Annotated in this window: 15 protein-coding genes; 7 read left to right on the top strand and 8 right to left on the bottom strand. The window is 51.4% G+C overall.

Going from position 1 to position 18,741, the window contains the following annotated elements; translation table 11 throughout:
• Positions 1–320 precede the first annotated feature (320 nt).
• A complete protein-coding gene (gene clpS / locus BZJ19_RS12250) occupies positions 321–641 on the top strand; it encodes an ATP-dependent Clp protease adapter ClpS (protein ID WP_077661727.1) in 321 nt (106 codons plus the stop codon).
• Between the two features lie 43 nt (positions 642–684).
• A complete protein-coding gene (gene clpA / locus BZJ19_RS12245; protein ID WP_077455191.1) occupies positions 685–2,940 on the top strand; it encodes an ATP-dependent Clp protease ATP-binding subunit ClpA in 2,256 nt (751 codons plus the stop codon).
• Between the two features lie 67 nt (positions 2,941–3,007).
• Here clpA and infA read toward each other — a convergent pair whose 3' ends face one another.
• The 7 genes from infA to ald all read right to left on the bottom strand — a co-directional run bounded on the left by infA (position 3,008) and on the right by ald (position 10,581).
• Positions 3,008–3,226 carry a translation initiation factor IF-1 gene (infA, locus tag BZJ19_RS12240; protein WP_069588804.1) on the bottom strand — a complete coding sequence of 73 codons (219 nt, stop codon included), beginning with the start codon at positions 3,224–3,226 and terminating at the stop codon, positions 3,008–3,010.
• Between the two features lie 129 nt (positions 3,227–3,355).
• The gene (locus BZJ19_RS12235; protein WP_077675840.1) at positions 3,356–4,081 is read right to left on the bottom strand and encodes an arginyltransferase; all 726 of its coding nucleotides are present in this window, start codon (positions 4,079–4,081) and stop codon (positions 3,356–3,358) included.
• Positions 4,078–4,797, bottom strand: a complete 720-nt coding sequence (gene aat, locus BZJ19_RS12230) for a leucyl/phenylalanyl-tRNA--protein transferase (protein WP_077675839.1) — start codon at positions 4,795–4,797, stop codon at positions 4,078–4,080. Before aat ends, BZJ19_RS12235 begins: the two co-directional genes overlap by 4 nt.
• A 20-nt stretch (positions 4,798–4,817) precedes the next feature.
• On the bottom strand, positions 4,818–6,536 hold the full coding sequence (cydC, locus tag BZJ19_RS12225) for a heme ABC transporter ATP-binding protein/permease CydC (protein WP_077675838.1): 1,719 nt from the start codon (positions 6,534–6,536) through the stop codon (positions 4,818–4,820).
• A complete protein-coding gene (gene cydD, locus BZJ19_RS12220; protein ID WP_077675837.1) occupies positions 6,529–8,298 on the bottom strand; it encodes a heme ABC transporter permease/ATP-binding protein CydD in 1,770 nt (589 codons plus the stop codon). Before cydD ends, cydC begins: the two co-directional genes overlap by 8 nt.
• Before the next feature lie 82 nt (positions 8,299–8,380).
• The gene (gene trxB / locus BZJ19_RS12215; protein ID WP_069588816.1) at positions 8,381–9,340 is read right to left on the bottom strand and encodes a thioredoxin-disulfide reductase; all 960 of its coding nucleotides are present in this window, start codon (positions 9,338–9,340) and stop codon (positions 8,381–8,383) included.
• A gap of 116 nt (positions 9,341–9,456) precedes the next feature.
• On the bottom strand, positions 9,457–10,581 hold the full coding sequence (ald, locus tag BZJ19_RS12210; protein ID WP_069588818.1) for an alanine dehydrogenase: 1,125 nt from the start codon (positions 10,579–10,581) through the stop codon (positions 9,457–9,459).
• 166 nt (positions 10,582–10,747) lie between these two features.
• Between ald and lrp the strand changes: the two genes are divergently transcribed.
• The 5 genes from lrp to serS all read left to right on the top strand — a co-directional run bounded on the left by lrp (position 10,748) and on the right by serS (position 17,654).
• Positions 10,748–11,242, top strand: coding sequence for a leucine-responsive transcriptional regulator Lrp (gene lrp, locus BZJ19_RS12205; protein ID WP_069588819.1), 495 nt, complete (start codon positions 10,748–10,750; stop codon positions 11,240–11,242).
• A 240-nt stretch (positions 11,243–11,482) separates the two neighbouring features.
• Positions 11,483–14,203, top strand: coding sequence for a DNA translocase FtsK (locus BZJ19_RS12200; protein WP_077675847.1), 2,721 nt, complete (start codon positions 11,483–11,485; stop codon positions 14,201–14,203).
• Between the two features lie 15 nt (positions 14,204–14,218).
• Positions 14,219–14,848, top strand: a complete 630-nt coding sequence (gene lolA, locus BZJ19_RS12195; RefSeq protein WP_102136138.1) for an outer membrane lipoprotein periplasmic chaperone LolA — start codon at positions 14,219–14,221, stop codon at positions 14,846–14,848.
• A gap of 69 nt (positions 14,849–14,917) precedes the next feature.
• Positions 14,918–16,180: a replication-associated recombination protein A gene (locus BZJ19_RS12190; protein ID WP_269634998.1), complete on the top strand. Its 1,263-nt coding sequence runs from the start codon at positions 14,918–14,920 to the stop codon at positions 16,178–16,180.
• A gap of 187 nt (positions 16,181–16,367) precedes the next feature.
• Positions 16,368–17,654: a serine--tRNA ligase gene (serS, locus tag BZJ19_RS12185; protein WP_077675836.1), complete on the top strand. Its 1,287-nt coding sequence runs from the start codon at positions 16,368–16,370 to the stop codon at positions 17,652–17,654.
• Between the two features lie 85 nt (positions 17,655–17,739).
• Here the strand turns inward: serS and BZJ19_RS12180 are convergent, their stop codons facing one another.
• The gene (locus tag BZJ19_RS12180; RefSeq protein ID WP_077675835.1) at positions 17,740–18,522 is read right to left on the bottom strand and encodes a hypothetical protein; all 783 of its coding nucleotides are present in this window, start codon (positions 18,520–18,522) and stop codon (positions 17,740–17,742) included.
• Positions 18,523–18,741 lie beyond the last annotated feature (219 nt).

The raw sequence follows: 18,741 nt of genomic DNA, 5'->3' as shown, positions 1-18,741 counted from the left end.
GATTTAGCGCAAATCCCTTTTTTAATCCCATCCACACAGTTATTTCCTCTTCACAATCGTGAAATGTCTTTGTTTTTGTACATTGCTTATAGTGGGGGCAGAGATGTTTTTATTGAACAGTGAACGTTTTAGCACTTTTACCCCTAGATATATCAGTAGGTGACTAACAATTGCACAGACACACTTTGTTCGCATTGAAAGGGTTGCTGGAATACAATCTGTGGCTTAACTTTAAAGATAGGTGGACGGGATCAGTGGATGGCAGCAACGCCCCGCCACAACGACAGCCTAGACACCCAAACAATGCATTGTAAGTGGTTATGAGTAATTGGAACGAGTGGGCGCTCCCTGATGCTGACATCGCAGCGTCAGAGAAGACGAAGCTACAACCGCCATCTATGTACAAGGTGGTGCTGAACAACGATGACTACACGCCGATGGAGTTTGTCATTGAAGTGCTCCAGACGTTTTTTTCCATGGACGTGGACAAAGCGACGCAAGTCATGCTGACGGTGCACTACGAAGGAAAAGCCGTTTGCGGTGTGTTCACCGCAGAGGTAGCGGAAACAAAAGTGGCACAAGTGATGATGTACGCCAAAGAGCATGGTCATCCATTGCTGTGCACCATGGAGAAAGCATGATTTCTCCGGCACGCTTTAGCGCGGTTATTGAGGGAGGTGCCTTATGCTGAACAAAGAACTTGAAGCGAGTCTCAACGGAGCCTTTGCACGTGCGCGTGAAAAGCGCCACGAATTCATGACGGTGGAGCACCTGCTTCTCGCGTTAATCGACAACGCCGCCGCTCAAGAAGCCCTGACAGCTTGCCGCGCAGACCTAGATGGCCTGCGTAAAGAGCTCGATGCGTTTATTGAGCAAACTACCCCTCTTATCCCTGTTGATGACGAATCACGCGAAACGCAACCGACACTGAGTTTCCAGCGTGTACTGCAACGCGCGGTGTTCCACGTGCAATCGTCAGGGCGCAGCGAAGTGAGTGGGGCGAACGTATTGGTCGCGATATTTAGCGAACAAGAGTCTCACGCGGCCTACCTTTTGAAAAAGAACGACGTGAGTCGCTTGGATGTGGTGAATTTTATCTCTCACGGCACCACGAAAGATGACAACGACGATTTGCCCAGTAGCGACATGGGCGCTGAAGAGGCGAGTGGCGAGCCAGGTGAAGATAAGCTGGAAAACTTTGCCACCAACCTGAATCAGCTCGCGCGGGTCGGGGGCATCGATCCTTTAATTGGTCGTGACAAGGAACTGGAACGCACCATTCAGGTGCTATGCCGCCGTCGCAAGAACAATCCGCTGTTAGTCGGCGAAGCCGGCGTGGGTAAAACCGCTATCGCTGAAGGCCTCGCATGGAGAATCGTAGAAGGGCAAGTCCCTGATGTCATCAAAGATTGCGTGATTTACTCGCTGGATATTGGCTCGCTTCTGGCAGGCACCAAATATCGTGGCGATTTTGAGAAGCGCTTTAAGTCCATTTTAAAGCAGCTTGAGAAAGAAGATCATGCCGTACTCTTTATCGACGAAATTCACACCATTATCGGTGCGGGCGCGGCGAGTGGCGGACAAGTTGATGCCGCAAACTTGATTAAGCCATTGCTGAGTAGCGGTAAGTTACGCTGTATTGGCTCTACAACCTACCAAGAATATGGCTCCATCTTTGAGAAGGAGCGTGCGTTAGCCCGTCGTTTCCAGAAAATCGATGTCATTGAACCGTCTATTGATGACACCACAAAGATTTTGATGGGCTTGAAGCCGAAATATGAAGCGCACCATGAGGTTCGTTATACCAACAAGGCGATCCGTGCTGCGGTTGAACTGTCGGCTAAATACATCAATGAGCGTCATTTGCCAGATAAAGCGATTGATGTGATTGATGAGGCTGGGGCGCGTTGTCGGATGGCGCCAGCGAGCAAGCGTAAGAAAACCGTGAATGTTGCGGACGTCGAGTCGATGATTGCCAAGATGGCACGTATCCCAGAAAAATCAGTGTCGTCGTCGGACAAAGACGTGCTTCAGTCGTTGGAAGATAAATTGAAGATGCTGGTGTTCGGCCAAGACAAAGCGATTACGGCGCTGTCGGAAGCGATTAAGCTGAGCCGAGCGGGCTTAGGCGAGGAGAACAAGCCTGTGGGTTCGTTCTTATTCGCAGGCCCAACCGGTGTGGGTAAAACCGAAGTTACGGTGCAACTGGCACGTGCCATGGGGATCGAGTTACAGCGCTTTGATATGTCCGAATATATGGAGCGCCACACTGTGAGTCGACTGATTGGTGCGCCTCCAGGTTACGTGGGTTACGACCAAGGTGGGCTGTTAACCGATGCGGTGATCAAGCATCCACACTCGGTGGTGCTACTGGACGAAATCGAAAAAGCGCACCCGGACGTGTTCAACTTGTTGCTACAAGTGATGGATAACGGGACGTTGACCGATAACAATGGCCGCAAAGCGGATTTCCGTAACGTCATTTTAGTCATGACCACCAACGCTGGTGTGGCAGAGACGGTCCGTAAGTCGATTGGCTTGATTCAACAAGATCACAGTCACGATGCGATGTCGGAAATCAAAAAGGTGTTCTCACCGGAATTCCGTAACCGTTTAGATAACATCATTTGGTTTAATCACCTTGATGAAACGGTCATTCTGCAAGTGGTTGATAAGTTTATTGTTGAGTTACAAGCTCAGCTGGATGCGAAAGGTGTGTCTCTGGAAGTGACATCCGAAGCGAAGCGCTGGCTTGCCGAAGAGGGCTATGACAAAGCCATGGGCGCGCGTCCAATGGGCAGGGTTATTCAAGACAACCTGAAAAAGCCGTTGGCAAACGAGCTGTTGTTTGGCTGCCTAGTGAACGGAGGGACAGTACGTGTTGTGCTTAAAAACAACCGCTTGGATTTCCAATTTAGCGACCAGATGGAACCTGCATAAAGCGTAAGATAAGTCTGATAAGCAAAACCCGGCGCATGCGCCGGGTTTTTTGATCGCGTTATGAGGATTAACGCGAACGGAAAACGATGCGACCTTTCGACAAATCGTAAGGGGTCATTTCAACAGTGACTTTGTCGCCGGTCAGGATGCGGATATAGTTTTTGCGCATCTTGCCTGAAATGTGGGCAGTCACCACGTGACCGTTCTCTAGCTCAACGCGGAACATAGTGTTAGGTAGCGTGTCTAGCACGGTACCTTGCATTTCAATTACGTCTTCTTTTGCCATTGAATCCTCTTAGGCTTACTGTTTTAGCCAATTTTTTGACCGACAGATAATGCCTCTATTCTGAAAGTCTGTAAAGTTCGGGTGCGAATTTTACCCTGTTGACGCCAAGCTTGCTAGAAAAAATAGCCACTAAGCGGTGGATATGGGCAAGCTGAAGGGTCGCCATTGGTGATTTATAAAGCGTTGGTGCGGGAAGTAATCCGCTTTATAACGCATGGCTGGACAATCAYCAATTTGATAGCCCAGATAAAGCCACGATTTTTTCTCGGCGCTAGCGTACTCAAGTTGAGCTTGAATGCAGACGCGCCCTAATGAAAAACGATGGAACGGGTCAAAAAAGCTGTATAAGGCGCTCAAACCGTCACTCAGCACATCGGTAACGGCAATAGCAACCAAGGTCTCTTCACCGCCATCAGGCTCGTACAAATGAATAAAGCAGGGGTGAAGCCAGTCGCTATGGGTGAAAGCAATAAAGTCTTGCGCTTGAGCAGGGTACATATTGCCATCAGCATGACGCGCGGTGATGTATTGATCGTAAAGTGAAAACCAGTTTGGGTCGAGCTGGTCGCTAACCTTTACCCGCAGCCTTTTTAGTTGGCTGCGATGGCGCTTTTGGCTTTTACTTGGTTGATACCCGGCGACATCAATGCGCAAGGATTGGCACGCATTACAGTGAGGACAATGCGGGCGATACATCATGTTACCACTGCGGCGAAAACCGGCTTTGATCAGTTGCTGGTAACCCTCAGGGTGGTGCATGTCAGGGGATAGCACGACCGCAAGCTGTTCGTTCTCTGTCGATATATATTGACAGCTAGAGGCTGGTGTAAGGCCGACTTTTAGCGCGACGCTCATGACTGATTCTCTCGAAAGTCCGCGATAACGTGCGGCACATATGCGGCTTTTAAGCGTGTGTCTCGCGCCGCGTATAGGGCGTGAATAAACTCATCCCGTGGCCACACTTTAGCGCCAAGAGAGGCAAGGTGAGGCGTCATCATTTGGCAATCGATGTACTGACCTCCTTGAGCTTGAAAGTGACGACAAAACTGCCACAACGCAAATTTCGAGCCATTATCGATAAGCGAAAACATGGATTCACCGCAGAAAAACTGTCCTACGGCGACACCATACAATCCCCCTACGAGTTGGTCCTCTTGCCACACTTCGACACTGTGCGCATCGTGCTGCTGGTGGAGGGCAAGGTAGGCCTCACGCATCTCATCGGTGATCCAAGTTTGCTCAGGGCCTCTGATGGCGGCACATTGATGAATCACTGCCTCGAAGGCGTGATTGATGGTCACGGTCACTTGGCTTTTGCGCGCCGCTTTGCGCAAGCTGCGACTGACGTGAAAGTCAGAGGGACGAATGATGGCCCGTTCGCTTGGCGACCACCAAAGTAACGGGTCTTCTTCACCAAACCAAGGAAAAATACCACTACGATAGGCAGACATCAGCCGTGCAGCCGAGAGATCACCGCCAATGGCTAACAGGCCATCTGGGTGGACGAGTGCATCGCTCACCGGAGGAAAGCGAAAATCATCTGCCGCTAATGGCGGCAAAAAGAGGGTCATACCCGCAGTCTCTCCATGTGTTACAAGCGTTGTCGCAGTTGTGCATAGCGTCCGTTTGCCGCCATGAGTGCAGTATGATCGCCTTGTTCGACAATCTCACCGGCATCCATGAGACAAATGGTGTCCATTTGCTCAAGCCCGACCAAACGGTGAGTGATAAACACCACGGTTTTGTTTGCACAATGTGTCTGTAGTAAGGATAGGATCTGCGCCTCCGTTTGCACATCTAGCCCTTCGGTTGGCTCATCTAATAGAACGATAGGTGCGTCATGCAGAAGGGCACGCGCAATGCCAATCCGTCGTCGCTCGCCACCAGAAAGCTGTCGGCCTCCATCTCCCATCCATGCATTGAGTCCTGGCTCGACCAGCAAGGTCTGCAAGCCTACTTGGGTTAACACTTGCGTCAGCGTCTCGTCACTGGCCTGCGGGCATGCCAAGATCAGGTTATCGCGCAAGGTGCCATTAAACATGTCGACCCGTTGTGTGACCACAGAAATCGCTTGGCGTAACGCAGGTTCTGACCATTGACGTAACGGCTTGCCGTCAAGATGGATCTCGCCGTTGCTTGGATCCCATGCGCGTGTTAACAAGCTAAGCAGGGTTGATTTTCCACATCCGGTTCGACCGAGTAGCGCCACTTTTTGCCCCGCATTTACGTGCAAAGAAATGCGGTTTAAGGCAGGGTTTGCAGTTTCTGGGTATTGATAACCGACGTTATCCAGCTTGAGCTCACCTTGCACCGCATCGGTATGTCCTTGCGGCGGAAAATAGACACTGGGAGTACGCTCGGTAATCCGGTTGAGCCGCTTAGCCGCGGTCAGGGTTTTCCCCAAATATTGGAAAGCCGCGGTGATGGGCATCATCAACTCAAAGCTTGCCATCGTGGTAAACGCGACCATAGCAATAAGCGGATCGGGCAAGCGGCCACCTACACCATCGGCAGCTAACCAAATCATCAAAACTAGGGTTAAACCAGTTGCCGCCATGAGCACCGCATTGGCCCAGCCTGTGACGTTTGCCATGTTCGCCTGCGCGGCTAACATGGCTTTTTCACTGTCATCAATCCGTGCACGATAACGGGATTCTGCGCCAAAAAGGGCGAGTTCAGCATGGCCTTGCAGCCAATCGAGTAGCGCGATTCGGGTAGCGGCATTTTGTTCTAATTGCTGGCGGCCATGTTGTTTACCAAGATGGTAAAAAATAACGGGTAACCCCAGCAGTAACGCCAATAAACAGCCGCCTAACGCTAGCCCTAAGGTTGGGTCGAACCAACCCAAAAACAGGCTCACTGCAAGGACGCCGAGGGCGCCAACAACCATGGGGCTGACCAAGCGCAGGTAGACGTGATCCATCGCATCAACATCGGCCACCATGCGATTGAGCAGGTCGCCATCACGCACATTCAGGGTTTGATCCGGCACCAAAGGCGCAAGCTTACGGAAAAACGCTACCCGCAGGTCGGCAAGCAATTTAAACGTGGCATTGTGGCTGACGACGCGCTCTGCCCAGCGCCCAAAGGTACGGCCGATAGAAAAACCACGCACGCCAGCAGCGGGCAACATGTAATTGAAGGTGGCCATGCCAGTGAGTCCAGCCACGGCCGCCGCAGCGATAAACCAGCCTGATAAGGTTAATAGGCCAATCGCGGCAAACAAGGTGGCAAACGCCAACACCATACCCAAGCTAAGACCAAACCAGTGACGCTTATACAGGCGTAAGTAGGGGAGTAGTTCACGCATCGAGATTTCTCCTGTCTGCTGAGGCCAGCATGTCAGCAAGCTGCCCTTGAGCGGCGATATCCTTGAATTTACCTTGCTGAGTGATGGCGCCATCAGCCATGACCCAAACCTGATCGCTGTTGTCGAGCGCATCGAGGCGGTGTGACACCTGAATACAGGTTTTTCCTTGGGTCGCTGTGTGTAAGCTCAAATTGACCAGCTGCTCGCTGTGGGCATCGAGGCTTGCCGTCGGCTCATCCAATACCCATAGTGCACCGTCTTGCAATAAAGCACGTGCAACCGCGATACGCTGTGCTTGGCCGACTGATAGCCCGCCGTTACGATCGCCAACGGGATGAGCCAGCCCGTCGGTCAGGCGCATAACAAACTCATCGACATAGGCTTGTGTCATTACATGATTAATCGATTCAGGCGTGGCATCAGGGTTGGCGAGCGCAATGTTGTCACGAATAGAGCCATGGAATAGCTGTGGATTTTGGCCTACCCAACTGATCGCTTGGCGCCAATGGGTGAGTGAGAGCGCTCGGCGCTCACAACCGTTAATGACCAAACTGCCGCGATAGGGTAAAAAGCCGAGCAGTGCATTCAATAGGCTCGACTTACCTGCGCCACTGACGCCAATAAGTGCAATATGCTCACCGGCTTTGACGTCAAAGTTGAGCGGCCCCGCCAAGACATGGCCATCAGGGCTGAGCACTTCGAGGTCACGCGCGGTGATGGTGACAGCCTCTAGATCGGGTGTCTCTTGGCCTTGTGTGCCGGTATCCGGTTGCGCATCGAGAAACTCGACGATGGATTCGGCAGCCCCAATCGCTTGGGCTTTGGCGTGATAAAACGTGCCAAGATCACGTAATGGCTGGTAAAACTCAGGCGCGAGCACCAGCACAAATAGGCCGGTAAATAGCGATATCGGGGCACCATAGTGGCCAAAGTTCAGTTCACCAATGAAACTGAAACCGAAATAGACAGCCACAACTGCAATGGAAATGGCCGTAAAAAACTCGAGCACGGCAGACGACAAGAAAGCCAGTCGTAGCACTTCCATGGTTCGTTTACGGAAGGTGTGTGACGCTAGATGCAGTTGTTCGGCTTCTGCATCAGTGCGATTGAATAGTCGCAGTGTCGGTAAGCCACGCAAACGGTCATAAAAATAGCCTGACAGTCGTTGCAGTGCTTTGAAATTCTTGCGATTTGCGTCGGCGGCTTTGATCCCCACCAAGGCCATAAAAAAGGGCACTAGCGGTGCGGTAATCAAGAATATCAAGCCGGAGGCCCAATTGATCGGGAACACGGTGACGAGAATCACCACGGGGATCAGTACGGCAATCGCCATTTGCGGTAAATAGCGGGCAAAGAAGTCCTGTAATTCTTCGACTTGCTCGAGGAGCAAGCTAGCCCAACTGCCCGCCGGACGACCTTGAATACTCACGGGGCCGAGTTCATGAAGACGATTCAAGATCAACTGGCGAATATGGTGGCGAATAGTTTGGCCACAGCGATAGCCTGTTCGCTCTTTGGCCCAACTACAGGCCGCACGCAGTAATACTACGACCCCCAGACCAATGAAACTGGGCAGTAAACTGTATTTATCGGCTTGTTCGATAATGAGCTGATAAAGCAAATGGGCGAGGAGCGCTGCTTGGGCAATGAGTAGCAGTCCAGATGTAAAGGCTATGCCAATCGTCGCAACTAACCAGGGTTTGGCTAACACGCTCTGCGACTTGAGCCATTTCGTTAGCGCCCGCTGTTTAGATTTATCCATATCGTCTTATTGTTTTATGAAAGGCCTGCGAGTGAGGCAGAGCAGGCTGCTCAGGGACAGCCTGCGTGGGATCGCGCGAGGGTTACTTCTCAGCTAACCCGTCAAGGTAGCGCTCAGCATCGAGTGCTGCCATGCAGCCGGTGCCCGCTGACGTGATCGCTTGGCGGTAGACATGATCCATCACATCGCCAGCGGCAAAAACGCCTTCAATGCTGGTTTGTGTGGCGTTACCGTTCAGGCCGGAAGCCACTTTGATGTATCCGTTTTCCATCTCCAATTGACCGGCAAAAATGTCAGTGTTTGGCTTATGACCGATAGCGACGAATACGCCCATTACATCCAGCGTTTCTGTCGCATCACTTTGGGTATCTTTTAAGCGCACGGCCGTGACGCCCATTTCATCGCCGAGTACCTCGTCTAGCACACGGTCAGTGTGTAAAACGATGTTACCGTTCTCAACTTTGTCCATCATACGATCCACAAGGATTTTTTCCGCACGGAAGCTATCACGGCGGTGCACTACATGGACTTCAGAGGCGATGTTAGACAAATACAAGGCTTCTTCGACCGCGGTATTACCACCGCCAATCACAGCCACTTTTTGGTTTCGATAGAAAAAACCATCGCAGGTTGCACAGGCGGAGACACCACGGCCTTTAAAGGCTTCTTCTGATGGTAAACCAAGATATTGTGCGGATGCACCTGTCGAAATAATTAAGGCATCGCAGGTGTATTCGCCACTGTCGCCTTTTAAACGAAATGGGCGCTGAGACAGATCAACGTCGTTGACGTGATCAAAAATAATCTCGGTGTCGAATTTCTCCGCATGGTCTTTCATGCGGTCCATCAAGGCTGGACCCGTGAGGCCTTCTGGATCGCCAGGCCAGTTTTCTACATCTGTGGTGGTGGTTAGCTGGCCGCCTTGTTGCATACCCGTGATCATGACTGGATTCAGGTTGGCACGCGCCGCATAAACAGCAGCAGTGTAGCCAGCAGGGCCTGAGCCAAGGATCAATAGGTTAGCATGCTTAATGTTACTCATTCACGTCTCCGGGCAGGATAGAGGTTCGTTTTGAATGGCCTGATTGTAGGTAAATTGGACGGGTAAAGAAAGGGCACCGTGACGGTGCCCTGTGATTGTAGGGTACAAAACGCACATTAATGTGCGGCTTTTAATGCGTCCATGGCATCAACGTAAGGAAGTTCAAAGCCTTCAGCCACTTCTTTGATGGTGACTTGACCATGAATGACGTTTAAACCATTGCGCAGGTGTTGATCTTCTACCAAGGCATCGCGATAGCCTTTGTTAGCCAACTTCACGATATAAGGCAGGGTCGCGTTGTTGAGAGCAACGGTAGAGGTGCGAGCAACCGCTCCAGGCATGTTAGCGACACAGTAGTGAACCACATCATCAACAATGTAGGTTGGATCCGCATGGGTGGTCGCGTGTGATGTCGCAAAACAGCCGCCTTGGTCAATGGCGACATCGACCACGGCCGCACCTGGTTTCATGCGCTTGATATGGTCTTCGTTAACCAGTTTTGGCGCGGCTGCACCTGGGATCAGTACCGCACCGATAACCAGATCAGCATTGAGAACGTGTTGCTCCAGTGTTTCTTCTGTGGAGTAGACCACTTTTGCGCGACCTTGGAATTCTTCATCCAAACGACGCAGTGTATCGACATTTTTGTCTAAAATAGTTACGTCAGCACGTAGGCCAACGGCCATGCGTGCTGCGTTTGAACCGACAACACCACCGCCGAGTACTACGATTTTGGCCGGTTCAACGCCCGGAACACCACTTAGCAGCATGCCTGAGCCGCCGTGTGATTTCTCCAGTGCTTGTGCACCTGCTTGAATAGACATACGGCCCGCTACCTCAGACATAGGTGCAAGGAGTGGCAATCGACCTTTAGAATCTGTTACGGTTTCATAGGCGATACAGACGGCTTTACTCTTAATTAAGTCTTCTGTTTGTGGAAAATCTGGTGCAAGATGCAGATAGGTGAATAAAATCTGTCCTTCACGGAGCATGGCACGCTCAACCGCTTGCGGCTCTTTGACTTTAACAATCATCTCGGCCTTGGCGAACACGTCAGCCGCGGTAGGAAGGATAGATGCGCCGGCGGCTTTATAGTCGTCGTCAGAGAAGCCAATACCGTTACCAGCGTTGGTCTCTACGTAAACGGAGTGGCCGTGAGAAATGAGTTCGCGGACACTTGCTGGAACCATACCAACGCGGTATTCATGGTTTTTGATCTCTTTTGGAACGCCAATGATCATGCTGTCWCCTCTTGTTTATTCAGTGTTATCGGCTGGCTAGTTGTTGATATTGTCAATTTTCAGGCTAGTATAAAGGGAAAAAATCAGCATTTGATGCTAAAATTTATAAAGATGTTATTTAATTCGGTATATCTTTTTGCAAGGAAGTAACAAGGTGGAATAAAAAATGGTAGATACCAAAAAAAAGCCCTCCAAGGAATTGGACCGCATTGACCGCAACATCCTGAATGAGCTCCAAAAGGATGGGCGTGTTTCAAACGTTGAGTTATCTAAACGAGTCGGTCTTTCTCCTACCCCCTGTCTCGAACGTGTCCGTCGCTTGGAGCGCCAAGGCTATATCACTGGCTATACGGCGCTGCTCAATCCCCAGTTTCTCGACGCATCATTGCTGGTGTTTGTCGAAATCACCTTGAACCGTGGCGCACCAGATGTGTTTGAGCAATTCAATAAAGCGGTTCAAACACTGGAAGACATCCAAGAGTGTCATCTTGTCTCCGGTGATTTTGACTACTTACTTAAAACACGAGTAGCTGATATGTCGGCATATCGCAAGTTATTGGGTGAAACCTTGCTGCGTTTGCCCGGTGTGAATGACACACGCACCTACGTGGTAATGGAAGAGGTGAAGCAGAGCAATCATTTGGTGATTCGCACCCGCTAAACCTGTTTGCCAATCGCGACATGGGTGTCGATCCCCCAAACGATGAAACCGAGCCACAGTGCTCGGTTTCTTTTTTGCCTTAATCAGCAACAATTATGTGATATCTCGGTAAAGATTCATCGCTGACTCGCATCATGCCTGCTGTTCAGGCACGAATGTGGTAAAGTCAGTGCAGTGGCGAATGCAAACCTCAAACCATGGTGGGGAATGCGAATAACGAAAAGTATTAAACAGGTGATGATGGAGTTTTCTTTGCGTCGTGAGCCCAAATCGGCTCAGCCCAAGGTGCGATTGGATGGCGCTCAGCGTTTGAAAGAGTGTGGCTTTATCTTGGTGCTGGCAGCGGCCGTCTTTGTGATGGTTGCGTTGCTGTCTTTTAATCCGGCTGATCCCTCTTGGTCGCAAACTGCTTGGCACGGTGATGTGCATAATGCGGCAGGTTCGTTAGGGGCGTGGGTCGCCGACAGCCTCTTTTTCTCATTCGGTATTTTGGCCTACCCATTACCGCCAGCTGCCATGCTGGGTGGTTGGGTTTTCTTGCGCCGCCGTGGCGACGACGAGCCGCTCAACTACACGATTTTAGCCGCGAGGATATTAGGGCTTTTCGTTCTATTCATAACCAGTTGTTCGCTAGCCGATCTCAATTTTGATGATTTTTGGCATTTCTCCTCTGGGGGAGTAATGGGCGATGTCACTAACAGTTTGGCATTGCCACTGCTTAACGTACTAGGCACCACATTGGTGATGCTGTTTTGTTGGGCTGCAGGGTTTACATTGTTTACTGGGATCTCTTGGCTAAGCATTGTGGATAATCTAGGGTCGGTGACCTTAAAGGCCACTACTTGGTTGGTTAACCGCCTCCGTGGCGATAAGGTGACTGAGCTTGGCAAGCCTGCTGCACAAACCGTCACAGAGTCAGACAAGGCCACTGACGAAGCAGAGCCGATGGAATTAAGTGATTTGCGCCGTCTCACCCCGTCTCCGAGCGTGCAAGAAGTCTCAGAGGATAGCACTTCAGCCGCACCAAGCACGCCGATTATCTTTGGGGGACAAGCCTTACCCGCCGATGACGATGGCAAAACACGGGATGACCTTGAGCCTAACTTGGGACAGTGGCAAGGGGTTGTCGAGCCAGAAGACGAACCAACCCAACCGAACGCACCACTGCCGGATGATGCGCCGGAGGATGAAACGTTACCGCCGTGGCAAGAGACCGATGCATCCAGCGATGAAAGTGACGAAAGTGAAGAGATGGCGAGTGAGTCGGTATCTCATGAAACCACTTATGGCAATCAAGACGGTTTGTCTGAGTTAGAGCGTGCCGAGCAAGCGGCTGGGGCGGCTGAGGACGATGAAGATCCGTTCCAAGAAACCATTCGTAAAGCACAGCAAGCCCAGCAACAGGCTGCTGGGCTCGACCATCCTTTCTTAGTCAAAGATGAGCCAAACTTGCCAAAACCTGCCGAGCCTTTCCCGACCTTAGATTTGCTCGATCCTGCGCGAAAAACCGCTTCACAGGCGACACGGGAAGAGCTTGAACAAATCGCACGGTTAGTCGAAGCACGACTTGAGGACTATAAAATCCAAGCGCGTGTTGTGGGGGTCTATCCCGGACCCGTGATTACGCGTTTTGAGCTGGACTTAGCGCCGGGTGTCAAAGTGTCGCGCATTTCTGGATTGTCGAAAGACTTAGCGCGTTCTTTGTCGACCACCGCGGTGCGGGTAGTGGAAGTGATTCCAGGTAAACCTTATATCGGACTCGAGCTACCCAATGAAAACCGCGAGACCGTCTTTATGTCGGAAGTGGTTGGCAGCGAGCGCTTTAAGAACAGCAAGTCGCCGATTTCTGTGGTGTTAGGAAAAGACATTGCTGGTGAAGCGATTGTGACCGATTTAGGCAAAGCCCCTCACTTACTGGTCGCCGGTACGACTGGGTCGGGTAAGTCGGTGGGTGTGAACGTTATGATCGTCAGTATGCTTTACAAAGCGGCACCCGAAGATGTCCGCTTTATCATGATCGACCCGAAAATGCTGGAGCTTTCCGTGTATGAGGGGATCCCGCACTTGCTCACCGAAGTGGTCACCGACATGAAGGATGCGGGCAATGCATTGCGCTGGTGTGTTGGCGAGATGGAGCGACGCTACAAGCTAATGTCGGCGTTAGGTGTCCGTAACCTCAAAGGTTTTAACGAGAAAGTCAAAGCCGCTGAGGCGGCGAATAACCCGATTCCAGACCCACTCTGGAAGCCGAGTGATAGCATGGATGAAACGGCTCCTACGCTTGAGAAGCTGCCCTATATCGTCGTGGTCGTTGATGAGTTTTCCGATTTGATGATGGTGGTGGGCAAAAAAGTGGAAGAGCTGATCGCCCGTTTGGCGCAAAAGGCCCGAGCCGCGGGTATTCACCTAGTGCTTGCCACCCAGCGCCCATCCGTTGATGTGATCACCGGCCTTATCAAAGCGAACATTCCGACCCGGATGGCTTTCACCGTCTCCACGAAAACTGACTCGCGCACCATCTTGGACCAAGGGGGCGCAGAGTCGCTGTTAGGCATGGGGGATATGTTGTTCATGCCCAACGGCTCTAACCATCCTATCCGTGTGCACGGCGCGTTTGTCAGTGACGAAGAAGTACACCGTGTGGTGAATAACTGGAAAGCGCGCGGTAAGCCGCAGTATCTCGAAGAGATCACTCATGGCGATCAGGGGTCCGATAGCTTATTGCCGGGAGAAACGCCGACGGGCGCAGACGGCGAAGAGCTGGATCAGCTGTTTGACCAAGTGGTTGAGTTTGTCACCGAAAGCCGCCGCGGCTCTGTCTCAGGGGTGCAACGCCGCTTTAAAATTGGTTATAACCGTGCGGCTCGAATTGTGGAACAACTGGAAGCACACGGTGTCGTAAGTTCTCCGGGCCATAACGGTAACCGAGAAGTGTTGGCGCCACCGCCACCGAAAGCGTAATCAGATGGACGTTGTATGAAAATGAAAGCTTTTTATCGCCACCTAATCGCGATGCTAACGTTGATGTTTGCGGTTGCTGTTCAAGCGCAATCCACTGCCCAGCAGCAGCTGATGGACCGATTGAGTAAAGTGGATGCCTTTAGCGCCAATTTTGAACAGGCTGTGATCAGCCCGGAAGGGGAGCAGATCCACGCTGCAAAAGGACGACTATCCATTGAACGTCCTAACTTATTCAACTGGACCACGACCGCACCCGATGAAAATATCATGATCTCTGATGGGGAAACATTGTGGTACTACAGCCCGTTTGTCGAGCAAGTCACTGCGATGTGGTTAGATGATGCGACTGCACAAACTCCGTTTGTGTTGTTAACCCGCAATCAGCCAGACGATTGGCAGACGTATACCATTACCCAGCAAGGTGACACCTTTACACTGACCCCAAAAACGGTAGGGAGTATTGGCACCTTTGCCGTGACGGTAAAACCGGATGGCACCTTGACCCATTTTCGGGTGACCGAGCAAGATGGACAGCAAAGCCAATTCACGCTCAGCCAGTTTAGTCGTCAGGCACCGGATGCATCCTTGTTTGAATTTACACCACCGGACTCGGTGCTGGTGGATGATCAACGTCAGCCGCGTTAATCACGGGAGAGAAGATTGTCGACACTACCGCTAGATTTTGCTGACGACTTTCGGCCGCTTGCAGCTCGCATGCGGCCGGTTTCGTTAAGTCAGTACATCGGCCAACAGCATTTATTGGCTGAGGGCAAGCCTCTTCGCCGCGCCATCGAGTCTGGCAGCCTGCATTCAATGATTTTTTGGGGCCCACCGGGTACTGGCAAAACCACCTTGGCAGATATCGCTGCTCGTCAAGCCAATGCGGAAATCGAGCGATTGTCTGCGGTGACTTCTGGCGTGAAAGAAATTCGCGATGCGATTGTGCGTGCAGAGCAGAATAAACAAGCCGGAGTACGTACTGTCCTGTTTGTTGATGAGGTTCACCGTTTCAACAAAAGCCAACAAGACGCGTTTTTACCGCATGTTGAAGCGGGGACAGTCACCTTTATTGGTGCCACGACTGAAAACCCCTCTTTTGAGTTAAACAACGCCTTGTTATCACGTGCGCGGGTGTACCGGCTGAGTGCGCTTGAGCGTGATGATTTGATTGCGGTGATTGACCAAGCATTGGCGGATAAAAACCGTGGGCTCGGTGAGCGAGAGCTACGTTTTGATACGGGAGTGAAAGACGCTCTGGCGGACACCTGTAGTGGCGATGCGCGCATGGCTTTGAACCTGCTGGAAATGTTAGCCGATATGGCTGATGGCTCGGTGACCATGACGATGCTGAAAGACGTCGCTGGGGAAAAGGTGGCACAGTTCGATAAGCAAGGCGACGCATGGTATGACCTCATTTCAGCATTTCATAAGTCCGTGCGCGGCTCTAACCCAGATGCCGCCTTGTACTGGTATGCCCGTATCGTGTCCGCGGGTGGTGATCCCTTGTACGTGGCGCGTCGATTGTTAGCGATCGCCTCTGAAGACGTGGGTAACGCCGATCCGCGAGCCATGCAGGTTGCATTGAACGCATGGGATTGCTTTACCCGCGTAGGGCCAGCGGAAGGTGAACGCGCGATCGCACAAGCGGCGGTGTATCTTGCCTGTGCCCCTAAAAGCAATGCAGTCTACACCGCGTGGAAACAAGCGCTGCGCGATGCAAAAGCCACGGCGAATGCGCCTGTACCGATGCACCTTCGCAATGCACCGACGGCCCTGATGGAAAGTTTGGGACATGGCGACGGGTATCGTTATGCCCATGATGAACCGAATGCCTACGCCGCCGGTGAGCGTTATTTGCCCGATGAAGTCAGTGATGTGCGTTATTACCAGCCCGTTAATCGCGGGCTAGAAATTAAAATCGCTGAAAAGCTCGCCTTTCTGGACGAGCTTGACGCAAAAAGCCCGCAAAAGCGCTAGGCAACTTCACCCTTTTTGGGTAAGGTTTAAAGTCCGGCTGCACCATGAAGGCGCAGTCGCCTAGTAGTGGTGACATCCACGGTCACCCTCGGCCAATCGCGTTATACAATACGCACGATCGCAGCTTGTCTTCAAATCGTGATGACAAGTGATAATCAACTAATCAACCCGAAAGCACAGGATTAGCATGCTGGATTCCAAATTACTTCGAACTGAGCTGGAAGAAACGGCTCAAAAACTCGCTCGTCGTGGCTTTACGCTCGATGTTGACGCTATACGTGAACTCGAGGAACAACGTAAATCCCTGCAGATTCGCACCGAACAATTGCAAGCAGAGCGTAACTCCCGATCGAAGTCCATTGGCCAGGCAAAAGCGAAGGGTGAGGACATTGCGCCACTACTAGCAGAAGTCGCGAACTTGGGTGACGAGCTGGACGCTGCAAAAGCCGAGCTGGCTGAACTGCAACAGAAAGTGAACGACGTGGTAATGGCGGTGCCAAACTTGCCAGCCGATGAAGTCCCAACGGGTAAAGACGAGTCTGAAAACCTCGAAGTATCTCGTTGGGGTGAGCCGCGTCAGTTTGATTTTGAAATCAAAGATCACGTTGACTTGGGCGAACTTTCTGGCGGGCTTGATTTCGCCAGTGCGGTGAAACTGTCAGGCTCACGCTTCATTGTGATGAAAGGGCAGATGGCGCGTATGCATCGTGCCTTGGCCCAGTTTATGCTCGATTTGCACACCAACGAGCACGGTTACACCGAAATGTATGTGCCTTACTTGGTCAATGCTGACAGCCTTTATGGTACGGGTCAGTTGCCGAAATTTGGTGAAGATTTGTTTAACACCAAGCCGGCCACCGAAGAAGGGGTTGGCATGTCTTTGATCCCAACCGCGGAAGTACCGCTGACTAACATGGTGCGTGATGAAATCGTTGACGAGGCCGATTTGCCGCTGTGCATGACGGCACACACACCGTGTTTCCGTTCAGAAGCTGGCTCGTATGGTCGCGATACCCGTGGCCTGATTCGTATGCACCAGTTTGATAAAGTTGAACTGGTCAAAGTCGTTAAGCCAGAAGATTCTATGCAAGCGCTTGAATCACTCACTGCGGATGCAGAGAAGGTGTTGCAACTGCTTAACCTGCCATATCGTAAAGTGTTACTGTGTACGGGCGATATGGGCTTTGGCGCGGCGAAAACTTACGATCTTGAAGTCTGGTTACCTGCACAAAACACCTACCGTGAGATTTCTTCATGCTCAAACATGCAAGACTTCCAAGCACGCCGTATGCAGGCGCGTTTCCGCCGCAAAGGCGAGAAAAAACCTGAGCTGTTGCATACTTTGAACGGTTCTGGCTTGGCCATTGGTCGTACTCTGGTAGCTATTTTAGAAAATTACCAACAAGCAGATGGCCGCATTGAAATCCCTGAGGTATTGCGTCCATATATGGGCGGTCAAACGCACATTGGCTAATGAAGTGAGTCAGGGTTAAAGAACAAAGGGTCGGCATGATTGCCGGCCCTTTTTTATTGGGGTGACGACACGCTGTTGAGGCAGGTCATTGCCCCGAACCTGACTGAGGAAACGGCGCGATGGGGCTAAGTGCATCATCCTGTTGGCAAGGATAGCGCGTCAGTACACGTGCGATAAAGCTGTCGAGCACGTGAAGCATAATTCGGTTTACACGCTGCGATAGCGCAACTTTATGCTCAAAGGGCAGTTGTTCTGACTGCGCGAGCTGGTTTAACACCTCGGTTATCTCTCGCTGGATGTCGTCGGCCAATGACAAAGCCTGTAGCTGGCGTAAGCGCTTCGCGAGTATTTGCTGGTGTAAGGTAAGAGATTGCTGGGCATTGCGCACAGATTGTTGCTCTTGATATGCCGCATGGCTATAACGCTGTCTCGCTTGCAGTAGTTCTAAAATGGTATACCAAAGTTGCTGATAAGCCTCCAAACGGATGTCGTCGCGTTGCGCGATCAATGCGGGCGGGACTGCTTCATCCACCAAGTAGATGATGTGCTGCAGTGCCCGATTTTTCATACGCGTTTGGGTGTCGTTGTCGTAAGACGGTAAGGCATGAAGGTGATGAAAAAAGACTCGATACATCGGCTTCTGTGCTTGGGGAGCCAGTTGGTGAAGGTGACGCGTTTGGCTCAACAGTACTTGATAGTCGTCTGAGCTAATACTGGATTGGGTGGTTAGGTGCTGAGCATGCTGTAACAGCACACGTAGTTCATGCAGTTGGTGTAAGTGCAAATCTGGACGCTGACGAAAAAGCTGTACCGCCACCACCACTGAGATACTCAATGCTAATGTTCCTATCATTAATAGCCATTCCATAGTCGCTCCCTGCGTTTCAGTCGCTGATATGACTTATCCAGCAGGAATCGTGCCTAAAATGAGATATTTGTCACGCCCTGTGCAAGGGGCTAGGCAGCCGATAATGAAAGAAAGCTTCGCCGTTTTCGCACTGTGCTGGTGATGTGATGCACTGTTTTGACGCATCGGTGAATGTTTCACTGATACCTGATAAAAAGCACGCATAAAAAAGAGAGCCAT

The organism is Salinivibrio proteolyticus (assembly GCF_001996165.1).
GTDB classification, from domain to species: Bacteria; Pseudomonadota; Gammaproteobacteria; order Enterobacterales; family Vibrionaceae; genus Salinivibrio; species Salinivibrio proteolyticus.
The sequence above is the reverse complement of the archived record's forward strand: the minus strand, read 5'-3'. Positions and strand labels throughout refer to the sequence as shown.